The sequence below is a fragment of the Chloroflexaceae bacterium genome (assembly GCA_025057155.1).
In the GTDB taxonomy this organism is placed as follows: Bacteria; Chloroflexota; Chloroflexia; order Chloroflexales; family Chloroflexaceae; genus JACAEO01.
On record JANWYD010000012.1, the window covers coordinates 70,517 to 96,407 of the forward strand.

24 protein-coding genes and 2 tRNA genes are annotated in these 25,891 nt (G+C 63.6%); 18 read left to right on the forward strand and 8 right to left on the reverse strand.

Annotation, left to right across the window (positions count from 1 at the left end; all coding sequences use genetic code 11):
• Positions 1 to 74: 74 nt before the first annotated feature.
• Both NZU74_12590 and NZU74_12595 read right to left on the reverse strand, forming a co-directional pair.
• Positions 75 to 755, reverse strand: a complete 681-nt coding sequence (locus NZU74_12590; GenBank protein ID MCS6882163.1) for a response regulator transcription factor — start codon at positions 753 to 755, stop codon at positions 75 to 77.
• 557 nt (positions 756 to 1,312) lie between these two features.
• The gene (locus NZU74_12595) at positions 1,313 to 2,353 is read right to left on the reverse strand and encodes a TerC family protein (GenBank protein ID MCS6882164.1); all 1,041 of its coding nucleotides are present in this window, start codon (positions 2,351 to 2,353) and stop codon (positions 1,313 to 1,315) included.
• A 1,049-nt stretch (positions 2,354 to 3,402) separates the two neighbouring features.
• Between NZU74_12595 and NZU74_12600 the strand changes: the two genes are divergently transcribed.
• Positions 3,403 to 4,512 carry a calcium/sodium antiporter gene (locus NZU74_12600; protein ID MCS6882165.1) on the forward strand — a complete coding sequence of 370 codons (1,110 nt, stop codon included), beginning with the start codon at positions 3,403 to 3,405 and terminating at the stop codon, positions 4,510 to 4,512.
• A gap of 87 nt (positions 4,513 to 4,599) precedes the next feature.
• Here NZU74_12600 and NZU74_12605 read toward each other — a convergent pair whose 3' ends face one another.
• Positions 4,600 to 4,950, reverse strand: a complete 351-nt coding sequence (locus NZU74_12605) for a cupredoxin domain-containing protein (GenBank protein ID MCS6882166.1) — start codon at positions 4,948 to 4,950, stop codon at positions 4,600 to 4,602.
• Between the two features lie 236 nt (positions 4,951 to 5,186).
• Here NZU74_12605 and NZU74_12610 point away from each other — a divergent pair, with 236 nt between their 5' ends.
• From NZU74_12610 to mnhG (NZU74_12670), 13 genes are all read left to right on the forward strand, one after another.
• Positions 5,187 to 7,628 (forward strand): DUF4040 domain-containing protein, encoded by a 2,442-nt coding sequence (locus NZU74_12610; protein ID MCS6882167.1) that lies wholly within the window; start codon positions 5,187 to 5,189, stop codon positions 7,626 to 7,628.
• 213 nt (positions 7,629 to 7,841) lie between these two features.
• Positions 7,842 to 8,312 (forward strand): Na+/H+ antiporter subunit B, encoded by a 471-nt coding sequence (locus tag NZU74_12615; protein MCS6882168.1) that lies wholly within the window; start codon positions 7,842 to 7,844, stop codon positions 8,310 to 8,312.
• Positions 8,313 to 8,422: 110 nt separating this feature from the next.
• The gene (locus NZU74_12620) at positions 8,423 to 8,776 is read left to right on the forward strand and encodes an NADH-quinone oxidoreductase subunit K (GenBank protein ID MCS6882169.1); all 354 of its coding nucleotides are present in this window, start codon (positions 8,423 to 8,425) and stop codon (positions 8,774 to 8,776) included.
• Between the two features lie 9 nt (positions 8,777 to 8,785).
• Positions 8,786 to 10,303 carry a short chain dehydrogenase gene (locus NZU74_12625; protein ID MCS6882170.1) on the forward strand — a complete coding sequence of 506 codons (1,518 nt, stop codon included), beginning with the start codon at positions 8,786 to 8,788 and terminating at the stop codon, positions 10,301 to 10,303.
• A gap of 181 nt (positions 10,304 to 10,484) precedes the next feature.
• On the forward strand, positions 10,485 to 10,754 hold the full coding sequence (locus NZU74_12630) for a monovalent cation/H+ antiporter complex subunit F (GenBank protein ID MCS6882171.1): 270 nt from the start codon (positions 10,485 to 10,487) through the stop codon (positions 10,752 to 10,754).
• Positions 10,754 to 11,110 (forward strand): monovalent cation/H(+) antiporter subunit G, encoded by a 357-nt coding sequence (gene mnhG, locus NZU74_12635; protein MCS6882172.1) that lies wholly within the window; start codon positions 10,754 to 10,756, stop codon positions 11,108 to 11,110. Before NZU74_12630 ends, mnhG (NZU74_12635) begins: the two co-directional genes overlap by 1 nt.
• 306 nt (positions 11,111 to 11,416) lie before the next feature.
• On the forward strand, positions 11,417 to 13,897 hold the full coding sequence (locus tag NZU74_12640; protein MCS6882173.1) for a DUF4040 domain-containing protein: 2,481 nt from the start codon (positions 11,417 to 11,419) through the stop codon (positions 13,895 to 13,897).
• 7 nt (positions 13,898 to 13,904) lie between these two features.
• On the forward strand, positions 13,905 to 14,378 hold the full coding sequence (locus NZU74_12645; protein ID MCS6882174.1) for a Na+/H+ antiporter subunit B: 474 nt from the start codon (positions 13,905 to 13,907) through the stop codon (positions 14,376 to 14,378).
• A 142-nt stretch (positions 14,379 to 14,520) separates the two neighbouring features.
• Entirely contained in the window at positions 14,521 to 14,874 is a 354-nt protein-coding gene (locus tag NZU74_12650) for an NADH-quinone oxidoreductase subunit K (GenBank protein MCS6882175.1), read from the forward strand.
• A gap of 112 nt (positions 14,875 to 14,986) precedes the next feature.
• Positions 14,987 to 16,507, forward strand: a complete 1,521-nt coding sequence (locus tag NZU74_12655) for a short chain dehydrogenase (GenBank protein MCS6882176.1) — start codon at positions 14,987 to 14,989, stop codon at positions 16,505 to 16,507.
• A gap of 135 nt (positions 16,508 to 16,642) precedes the next feature.
• Positions 16,643 to 17,149 (forward strand): Na+/H+ antiporter subunit E, encoded by a 507-nt coding sequence (locus NZU74_12660; GenBank protein MCS6882177.1) that lies wholly within the window; start codon positions 16,643 to 16,645, stop codon positions 17,147 to 17,149.
• The gene (locus NZU74_12665; GenBank protein ID MCS6882178.1) at positions 17,146 to 17,415 is read left to right on the forward strand and encodes a monovalent cation/H+ antiporter complex subunit F; all 270 of its coding nucleotides are present in this window, start codon (positions 17,146 to 17,148) and stop codon (positions 17,413 to 17,415) included. The genes NZU74_12660 and NZU74_12665 overlap by 4 nt, the downstream gene beginning before the upstream one ends.
• Positions 17,415 to 17,771: a monovalent cation/H(+) antiporter subunit G gene (mnhG, locus tag NZU74_12670; protein MCS6882179.1), complete on the forward strand. Its 357-nt coding sequence runs from the start codon at positions 17,415 to 17,417 to the stop codon at positions 17,769 to 17,771. Before NZU74_12665 ends, mnhG (NZU74_12670) begins: the two co-directional genes overlap by 1 nt.
• 150 nt (positions 17,772 to 17,921) lie before the next feature.
• Here mnhG (NZU74_12670) and lgt read toward each other — a convergent pair whose 3' ends face one another.
• The 3 genes from lgt to NZU74_12685 all read right to left on the reverse strand — a co-directional run bounded on the left by lgt (position 17,922) and on the right by NZU74_12685 (position 21,117).
• Entirely contained in the window at positions 17,922 to 18,854 is a 933-nt protein-coding gene (lgt, locus tag NZU74_12675; protein ID MCS6882180.1) for a prolipoprotein diacylglyceryl transferase, read from the reverse strand.
• A 73-nt stretch (positions 18,855 to 18,927) separates the two neighbouring features.
• Positions 18,928 to 19,728, reverse strand: coding sequence for a phosphoribosylformylglycinamidine synthase I (purQ, locus tag NZU74_12680; GenBank protein ID MCS6882181.1), 801 nt, complete (start codon positions 19,726 to 19,728; stop codon positions 18,928 to 18,930).
• Between the two features lie 15 nt (positions 19,729 to 19,743).
• Positions 19,744 to 21,117: a protein kinase gene (locus NZU74_12685; protein ID MCS6882182.1), complete on the reverse strand. Its 1,374-nt coding sequence runs from the start codon at positions 21,115 to 21,117 to the stop codon at positions 19,744 to 19,746.
• A 190-nt stretch (positions 21,118 to 21,307) separates the two neighbouring features.
• Here NZU74_12685 and NZU74_12690 point away from each other — a divergent pair.
• From NZU74_12690 to NZU74_12705, 4 genes are all read left to right on the forward strand, one after another.
• A tRNA-Val gene (locus NZU74_12690) sits at positions 21,308 to 21,384 on the forward strand.
• A gap of 243 nt (positions 21,385 to 21,627) precedes the next feature.
• Positions 21,628 to 21,702 (forward strand) — tRNA-Ile (locus NZU74_12695).
• A 64-nt stretch (positions 21,703 to 21,766) separates the two neighbouring features.
• Positions 21,767 to 22,774: a glycosyltransferase gene (locus NZU74_12700; protein MCS6882183.1), complete on the forward strand. Its 1,008-nt coding sequence runs from the start codon at positions 21,767 to 21,769 to the stop codon at positions 22,772 to 22,774.
• Between the two features lie 8 nt (positions 22,775 to 22,782).
• Positions 22,783 to 23,496: a dienelactone hydrolase family protein gene (locus tag NZU74_12705; GenBank protein MCS6882184.1), complete on the forward strand. Its 714-nt coding sequence runs from the start codon at positions 22,783 to 22,785 to the stop codon at positions 23,494 to 23,496.
• 380 nt (positions 23,497 to 23,876) lie between these two features.
• On the opposite strand, the gene groL is transcribed toward NZU74_12705, so the two are convergent.
• Positions 23,877 to 25,508 carry a chaperonin GroEL gene (gene groL, locus NZU74_12710; GenBank protein MCS6882185.1) on the reverse strand — a complete coding sequence of 544 codons (1,632 nt, stop codon included), beginning with the start codon at positions 25,506 to 25,508 and terminating at the stop codon, positions 23,877 to 23,879.
• Positions 25,509 to 25,714: 206 nt separating this feature from the next.
• On the reverse strand, positions 25,715 to 25,882 hold the full coding sequence (locus NZU74_12715; GenBank protein ID MCS6882186.1) for a hypothetical protein: 168 nt from the start codon (positions 25,880 to 25,882) through the stop codon (positions 25,715 to 25,717).
• Between the last annotated feature and the right edge of the window lie 9 nt (positions 25,883 to 25,891).

Below are 25,891 nucleotides of genomic sequence, written 5' to 3' on the forward strand. Positions count from 1 at the left end.
CGCCCTGCGTCTCGATGGCGTCTCCAACACGTTCCGGGCCTATGCGTCTTCGAGGAACGCGGCTTCGCCATACCTCACGGCTCGAACTTATAGCCGAGGTTGCGCACCGTGATGACGTGGCGTGGATGCTCAGGATCCTTCTCGATCTTGGTGCGCAGGCGCCGGATGTACACCGCGACGAGGTTGCTCTCGCCCTCATACTCGTAACCCCAGACCTTGCTGAGGATCTGGCTGATATTGAGGATGCGACCGGAGTTCTTCATCAGGTAATACAACAACCGGAACTCGAGAGGCGTCAACTCCACCGAGCGTCCATCGGCGAAGAGCACTTTGTGCTCGACCGGATCCAGAGTTATGTCACCCTGGCTGAGGCGCGAGGAGGGGTTGAGCATGTCGCTGTTGCGGCGCCGCAGCACTGCTTCGACGCGGGCAAGCAGCTCGGAAGGCTCGTATGGTTTGACCAGATAGTCATCGCCGCCGATTTGCAATCCCATGACGCGGTCCTGCAACTGGGTGCGCCCGGAGAGGAAGATGATGGGCACATCAGAGTTGCGCCGGATCTGGCGGCAAATATCGAACCCGCTCGACTTCGGCATCATGACATCCAGCAGGATCAGGTCGGGATTGTGCTGCTCAACCGCCTGCAGGATGCTCTGCGCGTCATACGCCTTGCAGACCCGATAACCCGCCTCTTCGAGCACGAACGAGGTGAGCTTGACGCTGGGGATATCATCATCGGCAACCAGAATATGCATGGCCTCATCTCCTTCTTGAACAGGGGCTGAAGCTCCGGCGCTGATCCATGGCGCAATGTTGCTGCACTGCATAGGAGACGCCTGGACCCCAACTGACGGGATGCTCGCTGTCAGTATCAACGACCACGGTCGGCGGATTAGCGTTTGCGCCATAACTCGCTCTCGTTAATACTAACTCCCGGCATTACCAGAAAGTTACGCCCCCGGTCAGAAAAAAGAATCATCGCCGGAGCGCTCCTGCGGCCACAGCGCAGGACCACGACATTCAGCATCGTAGCACAGCACCGCCTGATGAGGCGATAAACGAGGCCTGGAGGCCAGAGATTGCGCGCTCGTGGATCCGCCCCGGCGCGGTTGGCGGCGAGACGTGCGGCCATCGCACCATCTCATGTTTGGACGCTTGCTGCACAGGTCCGGTCACAGATACGCTCAGGCGGCCAGACCTGCCAGGTCTGACCCTCCCTGACAAAAAAATCGCGGTTGCTACGGGCGGCGGACGGGTGGACGCTGCCGGATCGCTGAAGGAAACCCGCCCCTCCGCCCTCCACAGCGGCGCGTCACTCGACGACAATACGCTCGGCGACGTGCTGGTCATTGCTGCCGGCGCTGCCGGCCGCGGCCCCTGAGCTGTTGAGGAACTCCAGGCGCCGCTCGCGGATCAGCGACGCGACTATCGAGAGAGTGATGAGCGTGGCCACAACGCCAAGCGAGACGGCTGTAGGAATGGCGAAACTGGCGCCCAACAACAGCTTCGTCAGATCGGGAAGCACCATCTTCACCCCCACGAAGGCCAGCACCACCGCCAGTCCCATGCGCAGGTAATGGAACTTGTGAACCACGCCAGCGAGCACGAAGTAGAGCGAGCGCAGGCCAAGAATAGCGAAGACGTTTGAAGTGTAGATCAGAAAAGGATCGCGGGTAACGGCGAAAACGGCCGGGATGGAGTCCAGCGCGAAGATCACATCGGTGGTCTCGACCATTATCAGCACGAGCAGGAGCGGCGTGGCCATGCGCATACCGTGTTGCACGGTGAAGAACTTCTGGCCATCGTAGGTGGCGCTGACCGGGATGAAGCGGCGGAAGAGGTTCAGGACAGGATTTTTCTCGGGTTCGATCTTCTCGTCGCCAGAGGTGGCCATTTTGATGCCGGTGAAGATGAGAAAGCCGCCAAAGAGCCAGATGACCCAGTGGAAGCGCTTGATCAGTTCGACGCCGGAAAAGATCATGCTCGCGCGCATGAGCAATGCGCCGAGGATGCCCCAGAACAGGACGCGGTGCTGGTATTTTGCCGGCACCGCGAAGTATGAGAAGATCATTACGAAGACAAAAATGTTGTCAACGCTTAAGGCTTTTTCAATCAAGTAGCCGGTAAGAAAGACCAGGGCGGCATCGCCAGCGCTGTAGGAACTGTTGGGCGCCAGGCGTTCCCAGAAGAAGAACAGCAGGAGATTGAAGAGCAGGGCCAGACCGATCCAGACCACGCTCCAGATGGCCGCCTCTTTGAGGGCCACGGCATGGGCCCGGCGGTGGAAGACGCCGAGATCCAGGGCCAGCATGGCGAGCACGAATGCGTTAAATCCCACCCAGAGCCAGAGCATTGTGTCGAACACGGAAGATCCCCCTGCTGCGATTGCGGATCGCGGATCTGCAATTGCGAATTGAACGCTGGCGCGTCCGGGCCAAGGTCAAACTGATGGGCGCACGAGTCGTCTGGAACTTCTTCTCAAAACGATCGGCAATCAGGTGGAGAAAAGCGGCGCAACCAGATCCCCTCGCCTCTCCGCCCAATCGCAGGATCTGCCTGCCCCTCCAGGCATGCACGAGAACACCGAGCGGTCCTGATTCTATCACCGAAACAGAACAGGCGAGACATCCGGCAGCCAGGCTGCCCGATGGTCTCGCCTGCACAGCACATGCGCCCTGCCGGCCGAGGGGCGTCCCCTGTCCTGACGACCGGCAAGCCTGCCTTGCGGCAGGTAGCTACTCCCCAACGCTACACCCTACTATAGCGGGAAAACTCTCCCCGTCAAGGGGGGAAAGGCTTCCCAATTCAGCAGCGCAATCGGCACCCCCCACCCTCCCCAGATTTAGGGGCGGACAGAACGCACGAGCGCAGATGTGATTTATGGCGTTGGGATGCGCCGTTTCACCCTCACCCTGTGCCCCTCTCCCGCACGCGGGAGAGGGGAGGCTGGAGCCGTGCTCGGGGCCGCCTCAATGCGGCAGTGGCGGTGTTCGCTCGGGTGTTCTGTCCGCCCTTAAAAAGCCCAGGATGGGGCGATCAACCCCTTCCGATTGAGCGCGGCTGCGGAAAACCGGGTTTTCGCGCCGCCTTTCAACCAGCGATCTTCACCGCGGATCGAGGAAACATGTCCCAGCAATGCAGGAAACGCTCCTCCTATTCATACGGATGGTTATAAACCACCCGTTGGCAATTTGACAAAATCTCCATAGCGCAACTATACTACGCTACGGTAGGGGAGTAGCCGCTCGCGCCCCGCGAGACGTCGTGTCGTCATTACGAGGCCACGTCCTCCGGCACGGCGAACGTGCATGAACCGTACGTCCGGCAAGACCGCCACGACCTGTAGCGCCGTGGTGGTCTTTCTATTTGTCCACAGCATCGAAGCATCAAGGAGGGAGCAGAGTGGATTTGGTGACGATCGGGTTGATTGTAGGCGGACTGGCGCTGCTGACAATCGGGGGCGAACTGCTGGTGCGCGGCGCGGCGGCGCTGGCGGCGCTGGTCGGGGTCAGCCCGCTGGTGATCGGGCTGACGGTGGTCTCATTCGGCACCAGCTCTCCGGAACTGGCGGTCAGCGTACAGGCCGGTCTGGGAGGCAATCCCGACATCGCCGTCGGCAACGTGATTGGCTCAAACATCTTTAATGTGCTATTCGTGCTGGGGGCCTGTGCGCTGATCGCGCCGCTGATCGTCTCGATACAACTGGTGCGGCGCGAGGTGCCGATTATGATCGGCGTATGTTTCCTGATGGGCGGCCTGGTCCTCGACGGCAACATTAGCCGGCTCGATGGAGCGCTGCTCTTTGCGATCCTGGTGGCGTATACGATCTGGTCAATTGTGAGCAGCCGCCGGGAGACCGAAGCGGCCAAACAGGAGTACGCCGCCGCTTTTAGCGCCGAGCAACTGGCGCCGAAGCGCAGCGCGTGGTCTCTGCTCAAACAACTGGTCCTGGTGATCGGCGGGCTGATCGTGCTCGTGATCGGTTCGCGCTGGCTGGTGACCGGTGCGGTCAATCTGGCGCAGGCGCTGGGGGTCAGCGATGTGATCATCGGCCTGACGATCGTGGCCGCAGGCACCTCGCTGCCCGAGGTGGTCGCCTCGCTGGTCGCCACGCTGAAAAATGAGCGCGACATTGCGATTGGCAACGTGGTGGGCTCGAACGTCTTCAATGTCCTGGGCATCCTCGGCATTTCAGCGCTGGTGACGCCGGAAGGGTTGCCGGTAGCGTCCTCGGTGTTAAACTTCGATCTGCCGGTGATGCTGGCAGTGATGGTGGCATGTCTGCCGGTGTTCTTCACCGGGATGAGCATCGCCCGCTGGGAAGGGGGCCTGTTCCTGGCCTACTATGTGGCCTACACCACCTACCTGGTCCTCGACGCCACGCAGCACGACGCTCTGCCGGCTTTCAGCAGCGTCATGGCGCTGTTCGTGCTGCCGCTCACCGCGGTCACCCTGGGGGTGCTGGGGGTGCATGCGTTCATCGTCAGCCGGCGCGGGGAGCAAGTCACCTGATTTTAGATTTTGGATTTTGGACCAGGCGCGGCGTTGGGTATCCGGTCGATTTCGGACGGAATTCCGACAGGTCGCCCGGAACTTCTCTTAAGGCAGAATCACCAACTCCCCTTGCTCGGTATGGCCCGGCACGGTACAAAACATCCGGAAGGCGCCGGCCTGGCGAGCGGGAAAGGCCAGGATGGCGTCAACTCCGGCCTCGGCGGATACAGTACGCCGACCCGACGGCAATTCAATGGTAAGATTGTGGGCGATCACATCGGCATTCCGAAAGCGAATAAACACCTGCTCGCCCACCCGGGCCTCCAGACGGGGCGAATCATAGCCGGCAGCGGTTACGGTCAACTCCAGTTGCCGTTCCGGCGGCAAGGTTCCGCACGCGCCCAGACCCAGCAGGATCAGGGCCAGAAGACAGATGCGCAAGTTTTGTTTGAGCATAAGCATCCTCATTAACACATGGGAGCATTGTAGTTCGCCGGGGTTCTGCCTGCCGGGAGTGGAAGGGACGCCCCACCGGTTGTTGTAAAAGAAGATCCGGGTTTTTTTGCTCCACTGCCGCAGGCCGGAAGTGGTGAGAAGGGCCAGAGCCTGCGGTAAAAGCCGTTGTTCGTTGCGGGTCGCGAGCGTGCAACGCTTGGGTGACCGAGGAGCGACGTGAAGATCAGGAACGAATGATGCTGGTTCTGATTGTCCTGACAGCCCTGATCATGGCTCCGCTGGGCCTCTTCGCCCGGTACGAGCCGCGCCCTGTGATCGGCTGGATCCTGGCGCCGATTCCGCTGGCGTTGTTCCTTGCTATCAGCGCGCTCACGCCGGAGGTGCTGGCCGGAGGGCAGGTGGTGCAGGCGATTCCCTGGGCGCCCAGGATGGGCCTGGAGCTGCGGTTCATGCTCGACGGCCTGAGCATGCTCTTTGCGCTGCTGGTGTCGGGCATCGGCGCCCTGGTGGTGCTCTACACCGCCTACTATCTGGCCGGCGATCCGGGGATGGGGCGCTTCTACCTGGCGCTGTTCATCTTCATGGGAGCCATGCTCGGGCTGGTGCTGGCCGACAATGTGCTGACCATGTTTATGTTCTGGGAACTGACCTCGGTCAGTTCGTACCTGCTGGTTGGCTATAAACACGATTACCCGGAGGCCCGGCGCGGCGCGCAGATGGGGTTGTTGATCACTGTCGGCGGGGGCCTGGCGCTGCTGGTGGGCCTGGTGCTGCTGGGCACGGCTGCCGGATCATACACGATCTCCGAGATTCTCGCAGCCGGAGAGCGGATCAAGGCTTCACCGCTCTACACGCCAGCGATGCTGCTGATCTTCCTGGGTTGCTTTACCAAGTCGGCGCAGTTCCCCTTTCACTTCTGGCTGCCTAACGCGATGCAGGCCCCCACGCCGGCCAGCGCCTACCTGCACTCCGCCACGATGGTCAAAGCGGGGGTCTACCTGCTGGCCCGGCTGCACCCGACGCTGAGCGATACGACGCTGTGGCTCTATACGCTGACTGTGGTGGGGATGACCACGATGCTGGTCGGGGCGGTGGCGGCGAACCGGCGCGACGACATCAAGGGCCTGCTGGCCTACAGTACGATCAGCAAGCTCGGCACCATGGTGCTGCTGGCGGGCATGGGCGGCCCTGAGGCTCCCGCCGCCCTGGTGGCGACCATCCTGGCCCACGCGCTCTACAAAGGGGCCCTGTTTATGCTGGCGGGCGCGGTGGACCACGAAGCGGGCACCCGCAGCCTGGCCCGGCTTGGCGGGTTGCGCCGGGCCATGCCCTGGACGGCGGCCCTGGCGATCCTGTCGTCGCTCTCGATGGCGGGCGTACCCATCCTCTTTGGCTTCGTCGCCAAAGAAGAGCAGTTGTACGCCGCGGTGGATAATGGCCTGCCGCCGGGCCTTGATGTCGTCGTCCTGATCGCGGTCGTCACCAGCGCGGTCTTCGGGGTGCTCTACTCCTGGCGGCTGGTGAGCGGGGTGTTCTTCGGCGCCCCCGGCAGCGGGATGAAGGAGCACGTTCACGAGGCCCCAGCGGGGATGCTGATCGGTCCGGCCATCTTGACCACCTTTTCAGTGGTGTTGCCGCTTGGCCTGCTTCCGACCACCGGTACATTCCTGCAGCCGGCGGTGGATGCGATCTCGAACGAGGCGGCGAAGATCAGTCTGTACCTGTTCCCCTCGGAGATCAGTCTCCCGCTGATCCTCAGCATGACCGCGCTGCTGATCGGGGCCGTGCTGACGCGCTTTGAACCGCAGATTGTCGCCGCGCCTTCGCCGCTGCCGCCCTGGCTCAACGGCGACCGCATCTACGACGCAGCGGTTGATGGAGTGCTACAGGGCGCCACGGTCTTTACCCGAACTCTGCAAAATGGGAAGCTTCGCAGCTACATGACCTGGGCCGTGCTCTCGCTGATCGCCGTAGTGACGCCGCCGCTCTTGCTCTTCGGATTCAACGGGCTGACCTTGCCGAACCTTGACGGGGTTGAGCCGTTCGAGTTCGTCAGCATGTTGCTCATTCCCATTGGCGTCATCGCAACCCTGCAGGCCCGCTCGCGCCTTGGCGCGATCATCGCCGCCAGTTTCGTCGGGTTGATGGTGGCCTATATTTTCGTGATCTACAGCGCGCCCGACCTGGCCCTGACCCAGTTGCTGGTCGAGATCCTGACCACGGTGTTTCTGGTGCTGCTCTTCGCGGTGCTGCCGGCGAGCTTCGAGCGGCTGACAAGCCCTGCCGAGCAGTCGCGCGACGGGCTGATCGCCGTGATCGGCGGGCTGATGTTTGCCGGGATCGCCTTCGCCGCCTCGAGTAGCACGGAGTTGTCGCCCATCAGCCAGGCGTTTCGCGCTGAAAGCCAGACCCAGGGCTTTGGCGACAATGTGGTCAACGTCATTCTAGTGGACTTCCGCGGCTTTGACACGATGGGCGAAATCGTGGTGCTGTTTATCGCCGTCCTCGGCATCTATGCGATGCTGCGCCTGCGACCGGACGCCAGCCTGGCGCGCGATGACGAGGAAGCGCCGGTGCGGCCGGCCAGACCAGATGAGGCCGTGCTGCACGGGAATGGACAGGACGGCCGTTCAGCCCCCGATGCACGCGAGGCCCCCGTGGCGGGCAAGGGACGCTAGACGTGTTTTCCAGACGGGCGTTGCCGCCTGCCAGTTGCTCCTCAGCCTCACACGCTGCTATGGAGGTGTGGAGGTGTAAGGTGCGGAATGACTGATCCTGAACCATGGTTTTATACTATTTCGAATTGTGAATCGACATATACGGATCATCAATGAAATCTGATAATGATTCGCATACACTGAATAGGAATTGGTATTAGAGGGGATCAGGCCATGTACGACTCGATCATTCTACGGAATGTATCGCGGTTGATGTTTCCCATTCTGCTGTTACTGTCGCTGTTTATGCTGGTGCGCGGGCACAACCTGCCGGGCGGGGGCTTCATCGGCGGCCTGTTAGCGGCGTCGGCGTTCATTCTGCAAATAATCGCTTACGGGCCAATGTATCTCCGAACCACGTTTCAGATCAACTTCCTCAACCTGGCGGCGTTCGGGGTGATCTTCGCCGCATTGTGGGGGCTTGTCGGCCTGGTCACGGGCCAGGCATACATGCTGGCCTTCTGGCTTAAAGAGCCGATTCCGGGCATTGGCAAACTCGGCACGCCGGTGCTGTTTGATGTGGGCGTCTATTTGACGGTGATCGGGGTAACCACGCAACTGGCGCTGGTGCTCGCCGAGGAGCCAACGCTCTACCCCATTCAGCGCCCGCCAGCGCGGCGGGACGCGGTGGCGCCCGAGGCGTAGGAACGATGCTCGACGGCGGATTTCAGATTGCGGATTGCCGTGCGCGGTCTCTCAGGGAGATTCAGCCAGGAGGCGTCTGCGGTCCATATCAACGAGAACAGGTATCAGCGATGAATCTCATTCTTTCCCTGGTTGTCGGCACGCTGTTCGCCGGGGGCATCTTTCTGGTGCTGCGCCGGAGCGTGGTCAAGCTGATCCTGGGGCTGGTGCTGCTGAGTCATGGCGCGCACCTGCTCATCTTTCTGATGGGCGACGGGCTGGTCAAGGCCCGCACGCCTTTTGTCAGGGCGGAGACCGGTGTGGCCCCCCCGGACTCCGCCGACCCGCTCGTCCAGGCTTTGATCCTGACGGCGATTGTGATCAGTCTCGGCCTGCTCACCTTCGTGATGGCGCTGGCCTACCGCGCCGACCAGGCCGTCGGGAGCGACAATCTCGATGATATGACCTCGACTGACCAGTTGTAGGGAACGTTGATGGCACACCACCTGTTTCTTCCGCTGATCGTCCCGCTCGTCAGCGCCGGCGTGGCGACGATCATCAGCGGGCGCCGCTTCTGGGCGCGGGTGATCGCCGTGGCCGCGACGCTCTTCAATCTGGGGTACAGCGTCTGGTTGCTGGCAACCATCGCCGCGACGGGCCGGCAGGTCACTCAGGCGGGAGGCTGGGCGGCGCCGTTTGGCATCACGCTTATGGCCGACGGCCTGAGCGCGATTATGCTGCTGCTCACGGCCCTGCTGACCCTGGCAACGATCATGTTCAGCCTGGCCACGCTTGACGCGCGGCAGGAGCGTTTTTACTACTACCCGTTGCTGCTGCTGCTGATGTTCGGTTGCAGCGGGGCCTTTCTCACCGGCGATCTCTTCAACCTCTACGTCTGGTTCGAGATTCTCCTGGTAGCCTCCTTCGGGCTGATCACGCTGGGCGGCTCGCGGGCGCAACTGGAGGGCGGACTGAAGTACGTGGCGCTGAACCTGTTCGGCAGCCTCTGCTTTCTGGTCGGCGCGGGCCTGGTCTACGGAGTGGCGGGCACGCTCAACATGGCCCATCTGGCCGAACGGCTGAACGCGATCCAGGAACCGACCCTGGTGACGGCAGTGGCCGGCTTCTTCCTGATCGCTTTTGGCAGCAAAGCAGCGCTGGCGCCACTGTTTTTCTGGCTGCCGACGAGTTACCATACTCCGAGCATCGCGGTCACGGCATTGTTTGGCGGCCTGCTCTCGAAGGTGGGCATCTACGCCCTGTACCGGGTGTTTGGCACGGTGTTCCAGAGCGAACTGGGGCGGCTTGCGCCGCTGATCCTGGCGGTTGCCGGGGTGACCATGGTGGTGGGGGTGATCGGGGCGATGGCTCAGATCAATGTACGGCGCATCCTGGCCTTTCACATTGTCAGCCAGGTGGGCTACATGGCCATGGGGCTGGGCCTGGCTAGCGTGGCGGGGCTGACGGCGGGCATTCTGTTCATGGCCCACAACATCGTGGTCAAGACGGCGCTGTTCCTGATCGGCGGAGCGGCCGAACACCTCACCGGCACGGGCGACCTGAAGCAACTGGGCGGCATGGCCCGGCGCGAACCCTTCCTGGCGGTGCTCTGGCTGCTGGCCAGCTTCGCGCTGGTGGGCATTCCGCCGCTGAGCGGCTTCTTCGGCAAGCTCGGGCTGATCCAGGCCGGGGTGGCCCAGGAGCAGTGGCTGATCGTCGCCGTCGCGGCGGGGGTCAGCCTCTTCACTCTGTTCTCGATGCTGAAGATCTGGAACGAGGTCTTCTGGAAGAAGGCCTATAGCGATATGAGCCGCCTGCCACGGGCCGGAGCAGGACTGCTGGCGCCGGCGGTCATTCTGGTCGCGGTGAGCATCGCGATGGGCCTGGGCGCGGCGCCGGCCCTGGAGTACAGCGCGTTCGCGGCGGAGCAAGTGTTCGATGCCGCCGGCCTGGCGCGCGATGTCTGCGGCGCGAATGGCTGCGATGCGGTTGAACTGGCGGTGGCGCGGTAATGATTTTGGATTGCCGATTCTGGATTGCGGATTGGGCCAGGAACATGCGGAACTGCGTGCGGGGGGAATTTCCAGTAGAGCGAAGCCCTCGCAAACCTTCTAAGAAGGCAGGAGTGTGGGGAAACCAGGTTTTCCCACATCAATCCAGCCGGCATGGTACAGATGAAATGGGGTCTGTACGATGAGCGCATTTCAGATCGGGATGACCATCCTGATGCTGGTGGTGAGCGTTTCACTGGGGGCCGCGGTGTGGCGCTTGCTGCGCGGGCCGAGCATTCCCGACCGGGCGGTCGCCTTTGATCTGATCGTGGTGCACGTGGTGGGGCTGATCACCATGTTCGTGGTCACTACCGGCGAACTGGTGCTCCTCGACACGTTGATCGTCATCTCGGTGCTGGGTTTCCTGGGCACGGTGGCCATCGCCCGCCTGATTGAAGTGGGGAGGAACTGATGACCCCGTTGGAAATCGTCACCCTGTTGATTACGCTGGTCGGGGTCTTCTTCGTAGTGGTGTCATCGGTCGGGCTGGTGCGCCTGCCGGACCTCTACACGCGCGTCCACGCGGGCGGCAAGTCGGGCACGCTGGGCATCATCGGGGTGCTGCTTGGCGCGGGGGTTTTCTTTATCACTGACCTGCGGATCGTCATCAAGATGCTAATTCTGATCGCTTTTTTCTTCCTTACCGGCCCCGTGGCGGCGCATATGCTCGACCGGGCGGCGCTGCTGAGCGGGGTGAAGCCGATGGAAGGCACCTACCCGAATGATCTTGAAGGGCGCTATGACCCTGAGACGCGACGGTTGAGTTAGAGATTATCTTTTTGACGATTGACAGAAGGTTGGAGGGGTATGGGGAAACCGGGTTTCCCCATACCCCTGCCCGAAGGGAGGGTCGGGGAGAGTCGCGCCCTCCCCGGGATTCTCGTTTCTCGCCGTGAGGGGCGTGGGGAAACCGGGTTTCCCCACGCCTCTGCCCAGGGCGAGGAGGTATCCCAACAATGGCGCTACGCGGAGCAGGATGTCGCCATATTTGCTTCTGTGAAACGTTGCGGTTACAATACAGCGCAGCCCTGTTGCCCGAAATACTTCCATTGTCGCAAGAGTGGGAACGCTACGATGCTAACCGCGATCGTTCTGAGCATGCTGGCCCTGGCGCCAGTCGGCCTGCTCGCCCGGTATTTGCCCCGTCCACTGGCAGGCTGGGTGCTGGCCCTGCTGCCGCTGGCGGCTTTCGCCGGCTTTGCGGCCCGCGCTCCCCTGGTCCTGAACGGGGGCGTTTTGATCGAGTCGCTGCCGTGGGCGCCGGAGATGGGCCTGAGCGTGCGCTTCAGTCTCGACGGGCTGAGCCTGCTCTTCGCCCTGCTGGTGAGCGGCATAGGCACGCTGATCTTTATTTACACCGCCTACTATCTGGCCGGCGATCCGGGCATGGGGCGCTTCTATGTCTACCTGGCGATCTTTATGGGCTCGATGCTCGGGCTGGTGCTGGCCGACAACGTGCTGCTGCTGTTCATCTTCTGGGAACTGACCTCGGTCAGCTCGTACCTGCTGGTGGGCTACAAACACGATTACCCCGAGGCCCGGCGCGGCGCGCAGATGGGCCTGCTGATCACCGTCGCCGGGGGCCTGGCGCTGCTGGTGGGCCTGGTGCTGCTGAGCAACGCCGCGGGGTCGTTTGAGCTCTCGGAAATGATCGCGGCGGGCGAAGCGTTGCGCGCTTCGCCGTTCTACACCCCGGCGCTGCTGCTGATCTTCCTTGGTTGCTTCACCAAGTCGGCGCAGTTCCCCTTCCACATCTGGTTGCCCAACGCGATGCAGGCCCCCACGCCGGCCAGCGCCTATCTGCACTCGGCCACGATGGTGAAAGCGGGGGTCTACCTGCTGGCCCGGCTGCACCCGGCGCTGAGCGAGACGCCGCTGTGGACCTACACGCTGACGGCGGTGGGCGGCGTCACGATGCTCGTCGGGGCAGTGATTGCGCTGCGGAAAGATGACATCAAGGCGTTGCTGGCCTACAGCACGGTGAGCCTCCTCGGCGCCATGGTGCTGATGACCGGCATCGGCGGCCACGACGCTCCCCTGGCCCTGGTGGCGCTGATTCTGGCCCACGCGCTCTACAAAGGGGCGCTGTTTATGCTGGCCGGGGCGGTGGACCACGAGGCCGGCACGCGCAAACTCAGCGAACTGGGCGGCTTGAGCCGGGAGATGCCGCGCACGCTGGCGTTGACAAGCCTGGCGGCGCTCTCCGCCGCGGGCATCCCGCCGCTGTTCGGCTTCGTGGCCAAGGAGGAGTTGCTGCACGCCACGACCCACAGCAAACTGGCGCCAGGGGTGGACATGCTGGTGGTGGGCGCGACGCTGGTGGCGGCGGTGCTTGGCATCCTCTATGCGTGGCGGCTGGTGAGCGGGATCTTCTTCGGCCCGGCGGCGCCCCGGAAGAAGGCCCATGTCCACGATGCGCCCATCGGCATGCTCGTCGCGCCGGGCGTGCTGACGCTGCTCTCGGTGATCCTGCCCCTGGGCCTGTTGCCCGTCGTCTCGGCACTGCTCCAGCCGGCGGTCGTAGCGATCACAGGCGAACCAGAAGAGATCAGCCTGCACCTGATCCCCTCGGCGCTGAGCCTGCCGGTGGTGCTGAGCCTGGTGGCCATCGGCAGCGGCGCAGCCCTGACGCGCTTCGTGAAGCAGATCAGCGCAGCGCCCTCGCCGCTGCCGGCCTGGCTGGACGGCGACCGGATCTACGACGCGGCCATCAGCTGGTTGCTGGACAGCACAACGGCCTTCACTCGTGCCGTGCAGAACGGCCGGCTGCGGAACTACATCCTCTATTCGTTGCTAGCCCTCCTGGCGGTCATTCTCACCCCGCTGGCCCTGTTCGCCCTGGGCGGCGCGCCGGCGCCCGATCTGTCCGACGTCACCCTGCCGGAGATGGTGGCGGCCCTGCTCGTGCCCCTGGCGATACTCGGGGCGATCCGCGCCCGCTCGCGGCTGGGAGCGATCATCGTGACCGGAGTCGTGGGGGCGATGGTCTCGTTTATGTTCGTCATCTATAGCGGTCCTGACCTGGCGCTGACCCAGCTCCTGGTCGAGGTGATCTCAACGGTCTTCTTCCTGCTGGTGTTCGCGGTGCTTCCGGCCTCGTTCCAGCGCCTGTCGTCTCGCGCTACGCGGGTGCGCGACGGGGTGATCGCCCTGGGCATCGGCGCGACCATGGCGGCCTTCACCTGGATTGCGGCGAGCAGTAGATTGTTCCCCTCGATCAGTGCAGCATTCAAAGCCGAGGCCCTGGCGGAGGGCAAGGGCGAAAATGTGGTCAATGTGATCCTGGTGGACTTTCGCGGTTTTGATACGATGGGCGAGATTACGGTGCTCTTTATCGCCCTGCTGGGAACCTACGCCATGCTGCGCCTGCGGCCCGAGTCCGAGCCCACGATCGCTGATATGCGCGGCAAGACGGAGCCGGACGCGGGCTTCCTCGGACGACGGGGACGCCGCGAAATGGGGCTTGCCAGCCGAGCCGGGCACGAGAATGGGCCGGACGGGTCAGAAGCGCCGGCGCCGGTGGGTCAGGCGCGAGGCGGCCAGGAAGAGCAGTGAGGGGTGTATGTACGAGTCGATGATCCTCCGCACAATCGCCCGGTTGATGTTGCCACTCCTGCTGCTGCTGTCGCTGTTCATGGTGGTGCGGGGGCACCACCTGCCTGGCGGGGGCTTCGTGGGCGGGTTGCTGGCCTCGGCGGCGATTATTCTGCAGATTGTGGCTTTTGGCCCGGACTACGCGCGTGAGATCATCCCGGTCAACTACCTGCGCGTAGCGGCAATCGGGGTCGGTTTCGCCGCGTGCTGGGGACTGCTGGCCCTGCTCCAGGGCGACCCGTTCATGGCCGCGCGCTGGCTGGACACGCCGATTCCGGGCATTGGCAAGCTGGGCACGCCGGTGATGTTCGACGTTGGCGTTTACCTGACGGTCATTGGCGTCACGACGCAACTGTCCCTGGTGCTGGCCGAAGAGCCAACGCTCTACCCGCTGCGGCGCTCGCCTCCTCCCCAGACCGAGCCGGTGGCGCCGGAGGGGTAGCACGATTTTGGATTGCCGCATATGGCGTCTCGGGTGGTCCTTGCTTTCTCCCGTCGCGCTATGCTCGGCGATTCCTACCTTCGGCGGGGGAGCGGGTGAGGACGCGAATCACCGAATCTTCATCATCAGGAGCGACGATCCCATGACCTTTATCCTCTCTCTGGTGGTCGGAAGCCTGTTCGCGGGGGCGGCGTATCTGATGCTGCGCCGGAGCCTGGTCAAGCTGATCCTGGGCATGGTGCTGCTCAGCCACGGCACCAATCTGTTGCTTTTCCTGATGGGCGACGGCGTGGTCAAAGGCAGGCCGCCGTTCGTGGACGAGGCCACCGGCGTCACCCCGACAGCGGCCGCTGACCCGCTGAACCAGGCCCTGATCCTGACAGCAATTGTGATCAACTTCGGCTTTACCGCCTTTATCCTCTCCCTGGCGTACCGGGCCAATCAGGCGGTGAACAGCGACGACCTCGATGATATGGTCGAGACCGACCGGCTCTAGAGCACTGATCGGAATGCTTGATTCACTGAGGACCATGAGCCGTGCGGCTCGCTACGCTTGCGCCGCCATCGTTGCGGGTCAACGGTTTCGAGAACCGCTATAGAACGGGCGTATGGCTAATCACCTCTTTTTTCCTCTGCTGGTCCCGCTGTTGAGCGCGGTGCTGGCAACCCTGGTAAGCCAGCGGCGCGTGGTCGCCCGGACAATTGCGCTGGCGGCCGTGCTCTTCGACCTGGGCTACAGCATCTGGCTGCTGTTCACGGTCGGCGCGACAGGGCGCCTGATTACCCAGGCGGACGATTTCGCCGCGCCGTTTGGCATCTCCCTGGTGGCCGACGGGTTGAGCGCGATTATGCTCACCCTCACCTCGATCATGATGCTGGTGACGGTGCTCTACAGCTTCAGCACCGTCAGTCCCTACCGCGAACGCTACTACTACTACCCGCTGCTGCTCCTGCTGTTGTTCGGCTGCGGCGGGGCCTTTCTTACCGGCGACCTGTTCAACCTCTACGTCTGGTTCGAGGTGCTGCTGGTGGCATCGTTCGGGCTGATCACCCTGGGCGGCGAGCGCGGCCAGTTGGAGGGGGGGCTGAAGTACGTGGTGCTGAACCTCCTGGGGAGCACCAGTTTCCTGATCGGCGCGGGGCTGCTGTATGGAGTAGCGGGCACGCTGAACATGGCCCACCTGGCCGAGCGACTGGGTTCCCTGCAGCAACCTGGCATCGTAACGGCGGTGGCGGGCTTCTTTCTCTTCGCCTACAGCAGCAAGGCGGGGCTGGTGCCGGTCTTTTTCTGGCTGCCGACGAGCTACCACACCCCGACCGTCGCGGTGAGCGCCCTCTTCAGCGGCCTGCTCACCAAGGTGGGGATCTACGCCCTCTACCGGGTCTTCGGCACCGTATTCCAGCGCGAACTGGAGCGTTATGGCACGCTGATCCTGGTGATTGCGGCGTTGACGATGGTGATCGGAGTGATGGGCGCGATGGCCCAGGTGAACGTGCGGCGCATCCTGTCGTTCCACATCATCAGCCAGGTGGGCTACATGATCATGGGCCTGGGGCTGGTGGGTGTGGCGGGCCTGGCGGCGGGCATTCTCTACATGGTTCACCACATCGTGGTGAAAACGGCCCTGTTCATGATTGGCGGCACGGCGGAGCACCTGTCGGGCACCGGCGAACTGAAGCAGATGGGCGGCATGGCCCGGCGCGAGCCGATCCTGGCCATCCTCTGGCTGCTCGCCAGCTTCTCGCTGGCCGGTTTGCCGCCGCTCAGCGGCTTCTTCGGCAAGCTGGGCCTGATCCAGGTGGGCCTGGATCAGGGGCAATGGCTGATGGTGGGCGTCGCCGCGGTTGTGAGCCTGTTCACGCTCTTCTCGATGCTGAAGATCTGGAACGAGGTGTTCTGGAAGAAGGCCTATGTGGATCAAACGAATATGCCTCGAGCCTCGGCCTTGTTGATCGCGCCCAGCGCGCTACTGGTGGCCCTGAGCCTTGCCATTGGCTTCGGGGCCAGTCCCGTGTTGCAGTATAGCCGCTACTCGGCCGAGCAGGTGTTCAATACCCAGGGCCTGGTCCGGGATGTGTGCGGCCCGGCCGGCTGCAATGCGGTGACCTCGACGGCGAATACTCCATAAACAGAGGGTTTACGATATTAACCGCTGAGGACGCAGAGGGCAACGGATTTTGGATTTTAGATTTTGGATTTTGGATTGCCGTACAAGGGTGTTCACCAGGAGAACAACGGTTGGAGGACGACCGAAGGAGCGTTTATGCTGGGGTTAAATCTGCTGCTGGCGCTGGCATGGGTGATGGTCAATGGCTCGTACCACCCGGCTGACTGGATCGTCGGGTTCATCTTCAGCTTCCTGGTGCTGCGACTGGCGTGGCCGACCTTCTCGAACGAGCCGTTTAGCTTCCGGGCCTACTTCCGCTTCTGGTCACGCAACCCGCTGCGGGCGCTGTGGCGCTGGCTGAGCTTCATCGGCTACGGCTTCGTTGAGATCGTGAAAGCGAACATTACCGTCGCGCGCACCGTGCTCTCGCCGAAGATGGATCTGCGACCGGGGATCGTGGCCATTCCGCTGGATCTCAAGAGCGACGAGGGGATCACCACCCTGGCGAACCTGATTACCCTCACCCCGGGTACGGTGAGCCTGGACGTATCCAGCGATCGCAAGACGCTCTACATTCATGCCTTCGACGCCCGTGATCCCGAGGGACTGCGCCGCGCGACGAAGGAGGCCTACGAGCGCCGCGTTATGGAGTTGCTGCCATGAGCCCGTTCCAACTGACAATGACCATTCTGATGGCATTGCTCAGCATATCGCTGGGCATCACCTTCTGGCGCCTGGTGCGCGGCCCGAGCATTCCTGATCGCGCAGTGGCCTTCGATATGATTATGACCCATCTGGTGGGGCTGATCGCGATGTTCGTGGTGCAGTTCCGCCAGCCGATCCTGATTGATGCCGTGATCGTGGTCTCAGTGCTGGGCTTCCTGGGCACGGTAGCCCTGGCCCGCTACATCGAGGAGGGGAGAAACTGATGAGCCTGGTGGAACTGGTCACGGCGCTGCTGATGGGCACGGGCGTGTTCTTCGTCGTCGTCTCGTCAATCGGCCTGGTGCGCCTGCCCGACCTGTACACGCGCGTGCACGCCGCAGGCAAGGCTGGCACGCTGGGGATCATTGGCGTGCTGCTGGGGGTGGGCAGTTACTACATCACCTCAGTTCCTATTGTCATCAAGATGATGGCGATGATCGCCTTCTTCTTTCTCACCGCCCCTGCGGCCACCCACATGATTGACCGGGCCGCTTTCCTGACCGGGGTCAAGCCGATGGAAGGCACTTCGCCCAACGACCTGCAGGGCCGCTATGATTACCAGACGCGGCGCCTGCGATAGCGGCGATCCGCCCACGGTTCCACCGGAGCTCTGCACCCTGACGCCGGTTCCAACACGAAGCAATCAGAGTTCCCCGCGCCCCTGCCCCCGGCGCAGCCAGGTCCCGCGCTTGTGAGATGTGCAAGGCGATTTCGGCCGTGAACGGCGCAGCTACAGGGCAGGGCGCGCCGTGGACGGCTCTTCGGACTGGCGGCTGGCGCGGTTGCCGGGCGCGGGCGCGGGCGGCCGGGGTCGCCGGTGGTTGACGATCAGGGCGACAGTGCAGGCGCCGATGATGGCCAGACTGATAACCTGCGCGACACGCAGCGAGCCAGCGCAATCCCCGCCAACCCCGCTGAGACAGAGGCTGTCGGTGCGCAGTCCCTCAATCCAGAAGCGGCCGATAGAATAGATGATGCCGTAGAGGAATAGCAGGTCGCCCGGGCGCAGCCAGCGGCGTCCGGCGGGCGCGCCGTGGCCGAAGCGCCGGTCGGCAAAGAGCAACAGGCCCACGCCGGCGAAGTTCCACAAGGACTCGTAGAGAAAGGTGGCGTGGAACAGGGTATCAATCGGGTACTGCTGCAAATCGGTGTACGGCGGCACGCGGTATTCCGGGTCAATGCGCACGCCAATAGGCAGGCCGGTGGGCCGCCCATAGGCCTCCTGGTTGAAGAAGTTGCCCCAGCGGCCTATCGCCTGTCCCAGCATGAAGCCCGGCACGCCGACATCAATCCAGTCCCAGAAGGGCAGGCCCTTGCGGCGGGTGTAGATGACCACAGAGAGCAAGGCGCCGATAATCGCGCCGTGGATGGCCAGGCCGCCGGTGGTGAGATTGATGACGCTCCAGGGGTTGCCGGCGAAGCGTTCCCACTCGAAGATGACGTAGTATATCCGGGCGCCGGCAATGCCCAGGAGCAGGCCGAGCATCAACTGGTTCCAGACGTGCTCAGGGTCGTAGCCGCGCGCCACGGCGCGGCGCGTGGAGAAGAAAGCGGCAAGCAGCGCGCCGCTCACGATGATCATCCCGTACCAGCGCACGGAGATGGTCAGTCCAAAAATGGTGATGACGAAGAGATAGGGATCGTCCGGGGGATAGAGTGCCATAGAACTGGTTGTGCAACCACGAAGGTTGCGTCCACAGGGGAAACCGGGTTTCTCCAGGCTCGTTCAAGCCATCTCACAGAGCAGCAGCATAACGCACCGCGTTACGGAAGATGATCAGGCCATCGCCCTCGGCACGGCGGGGTTCACGCGACCAGCGGGGATGTTGCTGGGGCAGCACGGCATTCTCAGGATGGGGCATTAGCCCCAATACATTGCCCTGAGGGTTGCAGATGCCGGCTATGTTATCGAGCGAGCCGTTGGGATTGGCGGGGTAGCTCGCGGGCGCGCCGTCTTCGCCGACGTAGCGCAGGGCGATCAGTCCCTGGGCGCGCAGCGTCTCGAGCGTGGCAGGATGGTCCACAACGAAACGGCCCTCCCCGTGGGCGACGGGGGTCTCGATGGGGCGTTCGATGCCTTCCAGGAAGCGACAGCGGCTCCCCGGCGCCGGGGCGAGGCGCACCCAGCGACACTCAAAGCGGGCCGACTCGTTCTCGGTCAGGGTCACACGCGGAGCGGAGGCCGGTTCGTTGGACGCCGGGGGCAGACCGGGCAAAATGCCGGCTTTGACCAGCACCTGGAAGCCGTTGCAGATCCCGATCACCGGGCGGCCATCGGCGATGAAGCGGTGCAGCGGCTCGCCAAGGCGGTGGATGAGGTCAACGGCGAGGAGCCGGCCCGCGCCAAGGTGATCGCCATAGGAGAAGCCGCCCGGAATGACCAGCATGGCATAATCGGCGAGCCGGACGGCGCCCGCTGCCAGGCGGTTGATATGGATGCGTTCCGGGTCGCCTCCGGCGAGCTGGCATGCCAGGGCGGCGTCGCGATCGCGATTGATGCCCGGGGCGCGCAAGATCAAGACCCTTGGTGCCGGCATAGGTTCACCTGTTGGCTACATCCAGCGGAACTCGATCTCAACCTCGCCAATCTTGATGCGGTCCCCGTGGCGGAGGGGCTGAGGAACGCGGGGAGGGATCAGTTTGCCGTTGAGGGTTGTCCCATTGGTGCTGCCGAGATCGGTGATGGTATATGCGTCGCCGGTGCGCTGGATGGTGGCGTGATGGCGCGAGGCGATGCCACGGTCGTGTTCGGCGAGATCGAGTTCGGGATAATGGCGCTGGCGCGGATCGCGCCGCCCGATGCGCAGGGGCAGCTTATCAATGCGCTGTTCCCAGGTGCGATAGGGCGACCTGACGCGCAGCCAGGCGACGGGCAAGCCAGCGATGGGCGCGCCGCAGGAGGCGCAGAAACGGGCCTGCTTCTTATTGAGCCGGCCACAACGAGGGCACGGGCGCGTCTCCGGAGGAGGAGCAGGCTCGGGAGCGGGCCGGACCGAGGGCGCCGGGGCCGGGGCGGGCTGGGCCGCCGGGGCCGGGGCGGGCACGGGTTTGACCGGAGGGCGCGGAGCGGCGACGGTGGGATCCACATAAGGCCGGTCAAGACAGGCATGCAGGGCCTGTTCCATCTCGGCCATGGTGGCGAAGCGCCGTTCGCGATTCAGATCCATGGCGCGGATGATTACCTGCTCGGTCTGCGCGTCCACCGACGGGTTCAGCCGGCTGATCGCGCCGGGCTGAGGGGTCTGTAACGGGACAGGGGGCAGGTTGGTGAGCAGGTGGAGCATGGTGGCGCCGAGGGCGTAGATATCGCTGCGGGCGTCGGTCTGCCCCTTGCCGTACTGTTCGGGGGGGGCGTAGCCAGCGGAGCCCATGGCGACGGTGTCCTTGCTCTTCCCCGGCTTATGGGTGCGGGCGACGCCAAAGTCAATCAGCTTGAGCACCCCTTCGGGGGTGAGCATGATATTCGAGGGTTTGAGGTCACGATAGACAATCGGCGGCTGGCGAGTATGCAGGTAATGCAGCACCCGGCAGAGCTGAATGCCATAGGCGACCACTTGCTGTTCGAGGAGCGGAGCGTTGGCCTCGCGGAGCCGATCTTCGAGCGTCTGCCCGGGGACGAACTCCATCACCAGGGTGGGGCGGCCCTCGTACTCAAACAGGTCGGCGACCACCGGGAGATTGGGGAAGGAGAGCGAACGGAGCAATTCAGCTTCCTGGAGGAAGAGCTTGCGGTTCTCGGCCAGCTCTTCGGGAGAGAGATCTCCCTGGGGCCGCATCTCCTTGAGCGCCCAGATAGTATTGTCGGAGATGCGCTGCACACGGTAGACGGCGCCCATGCCGCCGCGCCCGATCAAGTTCAGCACGACATAGCTATCGGCGGCGCCGCGTACTATCGTATTTGGGGGCAGGAGATCGAGCGTGATCACGTTCCGGTTTAGATATGAGTAACGACGCGCCGTGCAGCCCGCGCACCCTCAGATTATACCACGGGCAGGGGAAAAGGTTCGGCGCGCGCAGAGACGGCCTGCTGGTCCGTCTCTGCGATAAACCGGAACACGTGCCTGTTGGACCGGATTTGCATGCCCCACATCGTTGTGCTATAATTCGTCTGAAATCGGGCGATTAGCTCAGTTGGCTAGAGCGCTTCCTTCACACGGAAGAGGTCAGTGGTTCGAGTCCACTATCGCCCACCAGGATGATGAGTGGAATGGCAGCCTGACGGCTGCCGTTATGTTTTGGCGAGGGCCGTCCTCCGGGAGAACCGGGGCGCGCGTTCAGATTTACCGCAGAGCACGCAGAGGAACGAAGAGGAGTCTTTTGAAGCCCTCCGCCCTCCTCCGCGCCCTCTGCGGTGCATAGCGGTAGATGTGAGCGCTATTGAGCCGAACTGAGGTTGACCTGCCCCGCCAGCACGACATATAATACAAACGCCGGGCGGGCCGCTAGCTCAACGGCAGAGCAATCGGCTCATAACCGACAGGTTCTGGGTTCGAATCCCGGGCGGCCCACCAGATGACCGGTGATCGGGTGCGGGCGCGTTTTGGCTCTGCCCCGCACCCGATTATCATCTCTGGCATGGCAGACAGACCCCCGCTCTCGGCGATCATCCCCACCTGGAACGGCCTCCGCTACCTGCCGGCATGCCTGAGCGCGCTGCGGGCGCAACTGAACCCGGACGATGAGATTATCCTGGTGGACAACCGTTCCCGCGACGGGGCAGGAGCCTGGGCGCGCCGCTACGCCCCTGATGTGCGGGTGCTCGAACTTCCAGAGAATCGCGGTTTCGCCGGAGGCACGGCCGCTGGCATCGCAGCGGCGCGAGGGGCCCTATTCCTGCTGATCAACGATGATGCTATGGCCGAGCCAGGCTGTGTGGCGGCGCTCTGGGACGCTCTGCGCGCCGCGCCGGGGGCCGGCGCGGCGGCGGGAGTGCTCACCTTCAGCCGGCGCCCCGATACGGTGGCTTCGGCGGGCATCCGCTTCCAGCGTGATGGCGTCGCCACCGACCACCTGCTGGGCCTGCCGGTGGCGGCGCTGCCATCCGGCCCCGAGCCGGTGTTCGGGGCCAGCGGCGGCCTGGCCTTGCTTCGCCGCGAATTGATCGCCGATGTGGGCAGCTTCGAGCCCGCCTTCTTCAACTACCTGGAAGACGCCGACCTGGCCTGGCGCGCCCGCCTGCGCGGCTGGGGGTGCGTACTGGCGCCAGGAGCGCGGGCGCGGCACGTGTACTCGGCCAGCAGCGTCGAGGGCAGCCCCTTTAAACAACGCCTGTTGGCCCGCAACCGGCTGCGAGTGATCGTCCGTTGCCTGCCCGGGCCGCTGCTGCGCGATTGCTGGCCGGCTATGCTCCGCTACGACCTGCTGGCCCTCGGCTATGGGCTGCTGCGGGGGCAACCGGCGATCCTGCAGGGCCGGTTCGAGGCGCTGAGGGAATTGCCTGCCCTGCTGGCCCAGCGGCGTGTCATCCAGGCTGGCCGCACCGCCAGTCTTGCCGACCTGAACGCCTGGATCGCCTCCGCCGTTCCGCCCGTGGTGGCGCTGCGCGCTCGTCGCCGCCTGAGTGAGGCGCTTGCACGCAAGTAGGAGACGGTATGACCGAGATGTACATTCCCTATCCGGACGGCACGGTCGCGACCTATGTGGCCACACCGGCGCGCGAGGGGCCGTGGCCCGGTGTGGTGGTGATCCACGACGCTTCGGGTATGACCACCGACCTGCGGCGCCAGGCCGACTGGCTGGCGAGCGCGGGCTACCTGGCCGCGGCGCCTGATCTGCTCAACGGCGGCAGTATTCTGAAGTGCCTGCGCCAGATCTTCTTCGACTACCTGACCTGGGAGAGCCAGGTGTTCAGGCAGATCGAGGCGGTGCGAGGCTGGCTGGCCGGGCAGGAGCGCTGCACCGGCAAGATCGGGGTGATCGGCTTCTGCATGGGCGGCTCCTTCGCCCTGATGCTCGCCCCTGGCCGCGGCTTTGCCGCGTCGAGCGTTAACTACGGCCAACTGCCCAAAGATGCCGAACGCCTGCTTCGCGATGCCTGCCCGATCGTCGGAAGCTACGGCGCCCGCGACCGTTCACTGCGCGGGGCCGCGGCCAGGCTGGAGCAGGCGCTCACCGCGGCCGGCGTTCCCCACGACGTCAAGGAGTACCCCGATGCTGGCCATGGTTTCCTCAATAACCATCGCTCGGCGGAGGTCCCGGTGTTGCTGCGGGTCATGGGGAGCTTTGTCCACACGGCGTACCACGAACCATCGGCCCGGGATGCGCGGCGCCGCATCGAGGCCTTCTTTGCAATCCATCTACCGTAAGAGGAACGCGTTCAGATTTACCGCAGAGCACGCAGCGGAGCGTAGAGGATGAGCTTTTTTGAAGCTCTTCGCGCCCCTCCGCGCTCTCTGCGGTGTGAGCGTGTTCGGTAGAGGTGAACACAAGCCGTAAGAGGGGATGGGGAAACCGGGTTTTCCTATCTCCTCAGGTGTAGGGTTTTTCGAGCGAGAAGGGGTTTTCGGCATTCCAATGCGCTTACGATCCTCACCCCCCGCCCCTCTCTCCCGCTCGCGAGAGAGGGGGGAGCTGGGCGTCCCCATGTCCCAGACGGCGAATGCGACGCGAGCATGCGCCGGAAAACCCTACACCTGAGAAGTTTTCTCATCCCTCTGCTTGTGCGAGGACGTGATCGACGCGCCGACTAGAGCTCATCGGGCACGGGCGGCGTCTTCTCCTTCTTCGGCTCGGGGGCGTCCACGATCAGCGCCTCGGTGGTGAGGATCATGCCTGCCACGCTGATCGCGTTCTCCAGCGCCGTTCGCACCACCTTGGCCGGGTCAATGATCCCGGCGGCCATCAGGTCCACGTAGGTCCCGGTGAGCACGTCGTAACCGTAGTTGTGGTTGTTGTGCTTGCGCTGAGTGGTGCGCACCTGGTCCACGACCACCGAGCCGTCGTCGCCAGCATTGATCGCCAACTGGCGCAGGGGCTCTTCCAGGGCGCGGCGCAGGACGTTGAGGGCCATGCGCTCCTCGTCGAACTGGGTCTGCACCTCATCGAGGGCGGGGATGGCGTTGAGCAGGGCCACACCGCCGCCAGGCACGATGCCCTCTTCGACCGCGGCGCGGGTGGCGTTCAGGGCATCCTCAACGCGGGCCTTGCGCTCCTTCATGGCCGGCTCGGTGGGCGCGCCGACTTTGATCACCGCCACGCCGCCGGAGAGTTTGGCGACGCGCTCCTGGAGCTTCTCGCGGTCGTAGTCCGAGGTGGTGGTCTCGATCTGCTGCTTGAGCTGGGCGATGCGGGCCTGGATGGCCTGCTTGTCGCCGTGGCCCTCGACGATGACCGTGTTGTCCTTATCGGCCTTGACGCGGCGGGCGCGCCCGAGATCCTGCAGGGTGGTGTTCTCCAGCTTGCGCCCGATCTCCTCAGAGATCACCGTGCCTCCGGTGAGGATGGCAATATCCTGGAGCATAGCCTTGCGGCGGTCGCCGAAGCCCGGGGCCTTCACCGCCAGACCGTTGAGCGTGCCGCGTAGCTTGTTGACCACCAGGGTGGCCAGGGCGTCGCCGTCCACGTCCTCGGCGATGATCACCAGATCCTTCTTGCCGGTCGCCAGTACGGCCTCGAGGATCGGCACCAGGTCGTTAATCGCGCTGATCTTCTTATCGGTGATCAGAATGTAGGGGTCGTCAATCACCGCCTCCATGTGGGCGGAGTCGGTGACGAAGTAGGGGGAGATGTAGCCCCGGTCGAACTGCATGCCCTCGACCAGTTCATGCTCAAGGACGGTGCTCTTGCCCTCTTCGACGGTTACTACGCCATCGCGACCGATCTTATCCATCACCGTGGCCAGCAATTCGCCGACCTCGGAGTCCTGGGCCGAGATGGTGGCTACCTGGCGGATCTCCTCGCGGCCCTTGAGGGTGATCGCCTGCTGCTTGATGCGGGCCACGAGGGCCTGGCCGCCCTTGTCCAGACCACGCTTGAGCAGCATAGGGTTGGCGCCAGCGGCAACCAGCTTGAGACCCTCGTTGATAATCGCCTGGGCCAGCACCGTGGCGGTGGTGGTGCCGTCACCAGCGACATCGTTGGTCTTAATCGCCGCCTGTTTCAGGAGTTGCACACCCAGGTTCTCGAAGGGGTCCTTGAGTTCGATCTCCTTGGCGACGGTGACGCCATCGTGGGTGACATTCGGCGCGCCCCACTTCTTATCGAGCGCGACATTGCGGCCACGGGGCCCAAGGGTGGTCTTCACCGCCATTGCCAGGGTATCGATGCCGTGCTTGAGCGCCGCGCGGGCCTGCTGATCAAAGACCAGTTGCTTCGCCATAGCTCATGCTCCCTCGATAGTGCTGAAATCAGGCTGTTGCGGAAGAATCAGACACTCCATTGTGGTTCATCAGGCAAATCCTGCTCCAGAGGGTGCGGCACAGAGTGGCGCAGGTGCATACATCTCTTTAGATAGTGAAGCTGTGTTAGTCGGCTGTAAACGGAATATTAGCGTTTTGTTAGAGCATCGGGGGAGGAGAGGGCGGTTCAGGTTGCCCGTCCTTGTCCACGGTCCCTTGTCCAGCGCCGGGGATTGGCGGCGATATAAGCGCGGATAGCCCGCAACGCCCAGTCATCGTGGATGATGACATCATAGAAGCGTTCCTGCCAGGCGAAATCACAGTATCCGGCAGCGTGGATGCGTCTGGTGGCCATTGATTTGAA

Excerpts from the sequence above, each read along its gene's own strand:
- NZU74_12715 (MCS6882186.1), bottom strand. The coding sequence starts at position 25,882 with ATGGCCACCAGACGCATCCACGCTGCCGGATACTGTGATTTCGCCTGG.
- mnhG (MCS6882172.1), top strand. The coding sequence starts at position 10,754 with ATGACCCCGTTGGAAATCGTCACCCTGTTGATTACGCTGGTCGGGGTC.
- NZU74_12615 (MCS6882168.1), top strand. The coding sequence starts at position 7,842 with ATGTACGACTCGATCATTCTACGGAATGTATCGCGGTTGATGTTTCCC.
- NZU74_12590 (MCS6882163.1), bottom strand. The coding sequence starts at position 755 with ATGCATATTCTGGTTGCCGATGATGATATCCCCAGCGTCAAGCTCACC.
- lgt (MCS6882180.1), bottom strand. The coding sequence starts at position 18,854 with ATGGCACTCTATCCCCCGGACGATCCCTATCTCTTCGTCATCACCATT.
- NZU74_12605 (MCS6882166.1), bottom strand. The coding sequence starts at position 4,950 with ATGCTCAAACAAAACTTGCGCATCTGTCTTCTGGCCCTGATCCTGCTG.
- NZU74_12640 (MCS6882173.1), top strand. The coding sequence starts at position 11,417 with ATGCTAACCGCGATCGTTCTGAGCATGCTGGCCCTGGCGCCAGTCGGC.
- NZU74_12700 (MCS6882183.1), top strand. The coding sequence starts at position 21,767 with ATGGCAGACAGACCCCCGCTCTCGGCGATCATCCCCACCTGGAACGGC.
- NZU74_12650 (MCS6882175.1), top strand. The coding sequence starts at position 14,521 with ATGACCTTTATCCTCTCTCTGGTGGTCGGAAGCCTGTTCGCGGGGGCG.
- NZU74_12705 (MCS6882184.1), top strand. The coding sequence starts at position 22,783 with ATGACCGAGATGTACATTCCCTATCCGGACGGCACGGTCGCGACCTAT.
- NZU74_12620 (MCS6882169.1), top strand. The coding sequence starts at position 8,423 with ATGAATCTCATTCTTTCCCTGGTTGTCGGCACGCTGTTCGCCGGGGGC.
- NZU74_12645 (MCS6882174.1), top strand. The coding sequence starts at position 13,905 with ATGTACGAGTCGATGATCCTCCGCACAATCGCCCGGTTGATGTTGCCA.
- purQ (MCS6882181.1), bottom strand. The coding sequence starts at position 19,728 with ATGCCGGCACCAAGGGTCTTGATCTTGCGCGCCCCGGGCATCAATCGC.
- NZU74_12625 (MCS6882170.1), top strand. The coding sequence starts at position 8,786 with ATGGCACACCACCTGTTTCTTCCGCTGATCGTCCCGCTCGTCAGCGCC.
- NZU74_12655 (MCS6882176.1), top strand. The coding sequence starts at position 14,987 with ATGGCTAATCACCTCTTTTTTCCTCTGCTGGTCCCGCTGTTGAGCGCG.
- NZU74_12665 (MCS6882178.1), top strand. The coding sequence starts at position 17,146 with ATGAGCCCGTTCCAACTGACAATGACCATTCTGATGGCATTGCTCAGC.
- NZU74_12595 (MCS6882164.1), bottom strand. The coding sequence starts at position 2,353 with ATGCTCTGGCTCTGGGTGGGATTTAACGCATTCGTGCTCGCCATGCTG.
- NZU74_12610 (MCS6882167.1), top strand. The coding sequence starts at position 5,187 with ATGCTGGTTCTGATTGTCCTGACAGCCCTGATCATGGCTCCGCTGGGC.
- NZU74_12630 (MCS6882171.1), top strand. The coding sequence starts at position 10,485 with ATGAGCGCATTTCAGATCGGGATGACCATCCTGATGCTGGTGGTGAGC.
- mnhG (MCS6882179.1), top strand. The coding sequence starts at position 17,415 with ATGAGCCTGGTGGAACTGGTCACGGCGCTGCTGATGGGCACGGGCGTG.
- NZU74_12660 (MCS6882177.1), top strand. The coding sequence starts at position 16,643 with ATGCTGGGGTTAAATCTGCTGCTGGCGCTGGCATGGGTGATGGTCAAT.
- groL (MCS6882185.1), bottom strand. The coding sequence starts at position 25,508 with ATGGCGAAGCAACTGGTCTTTGATCAGCAGGCCCGCGCGGCGCTCAAG.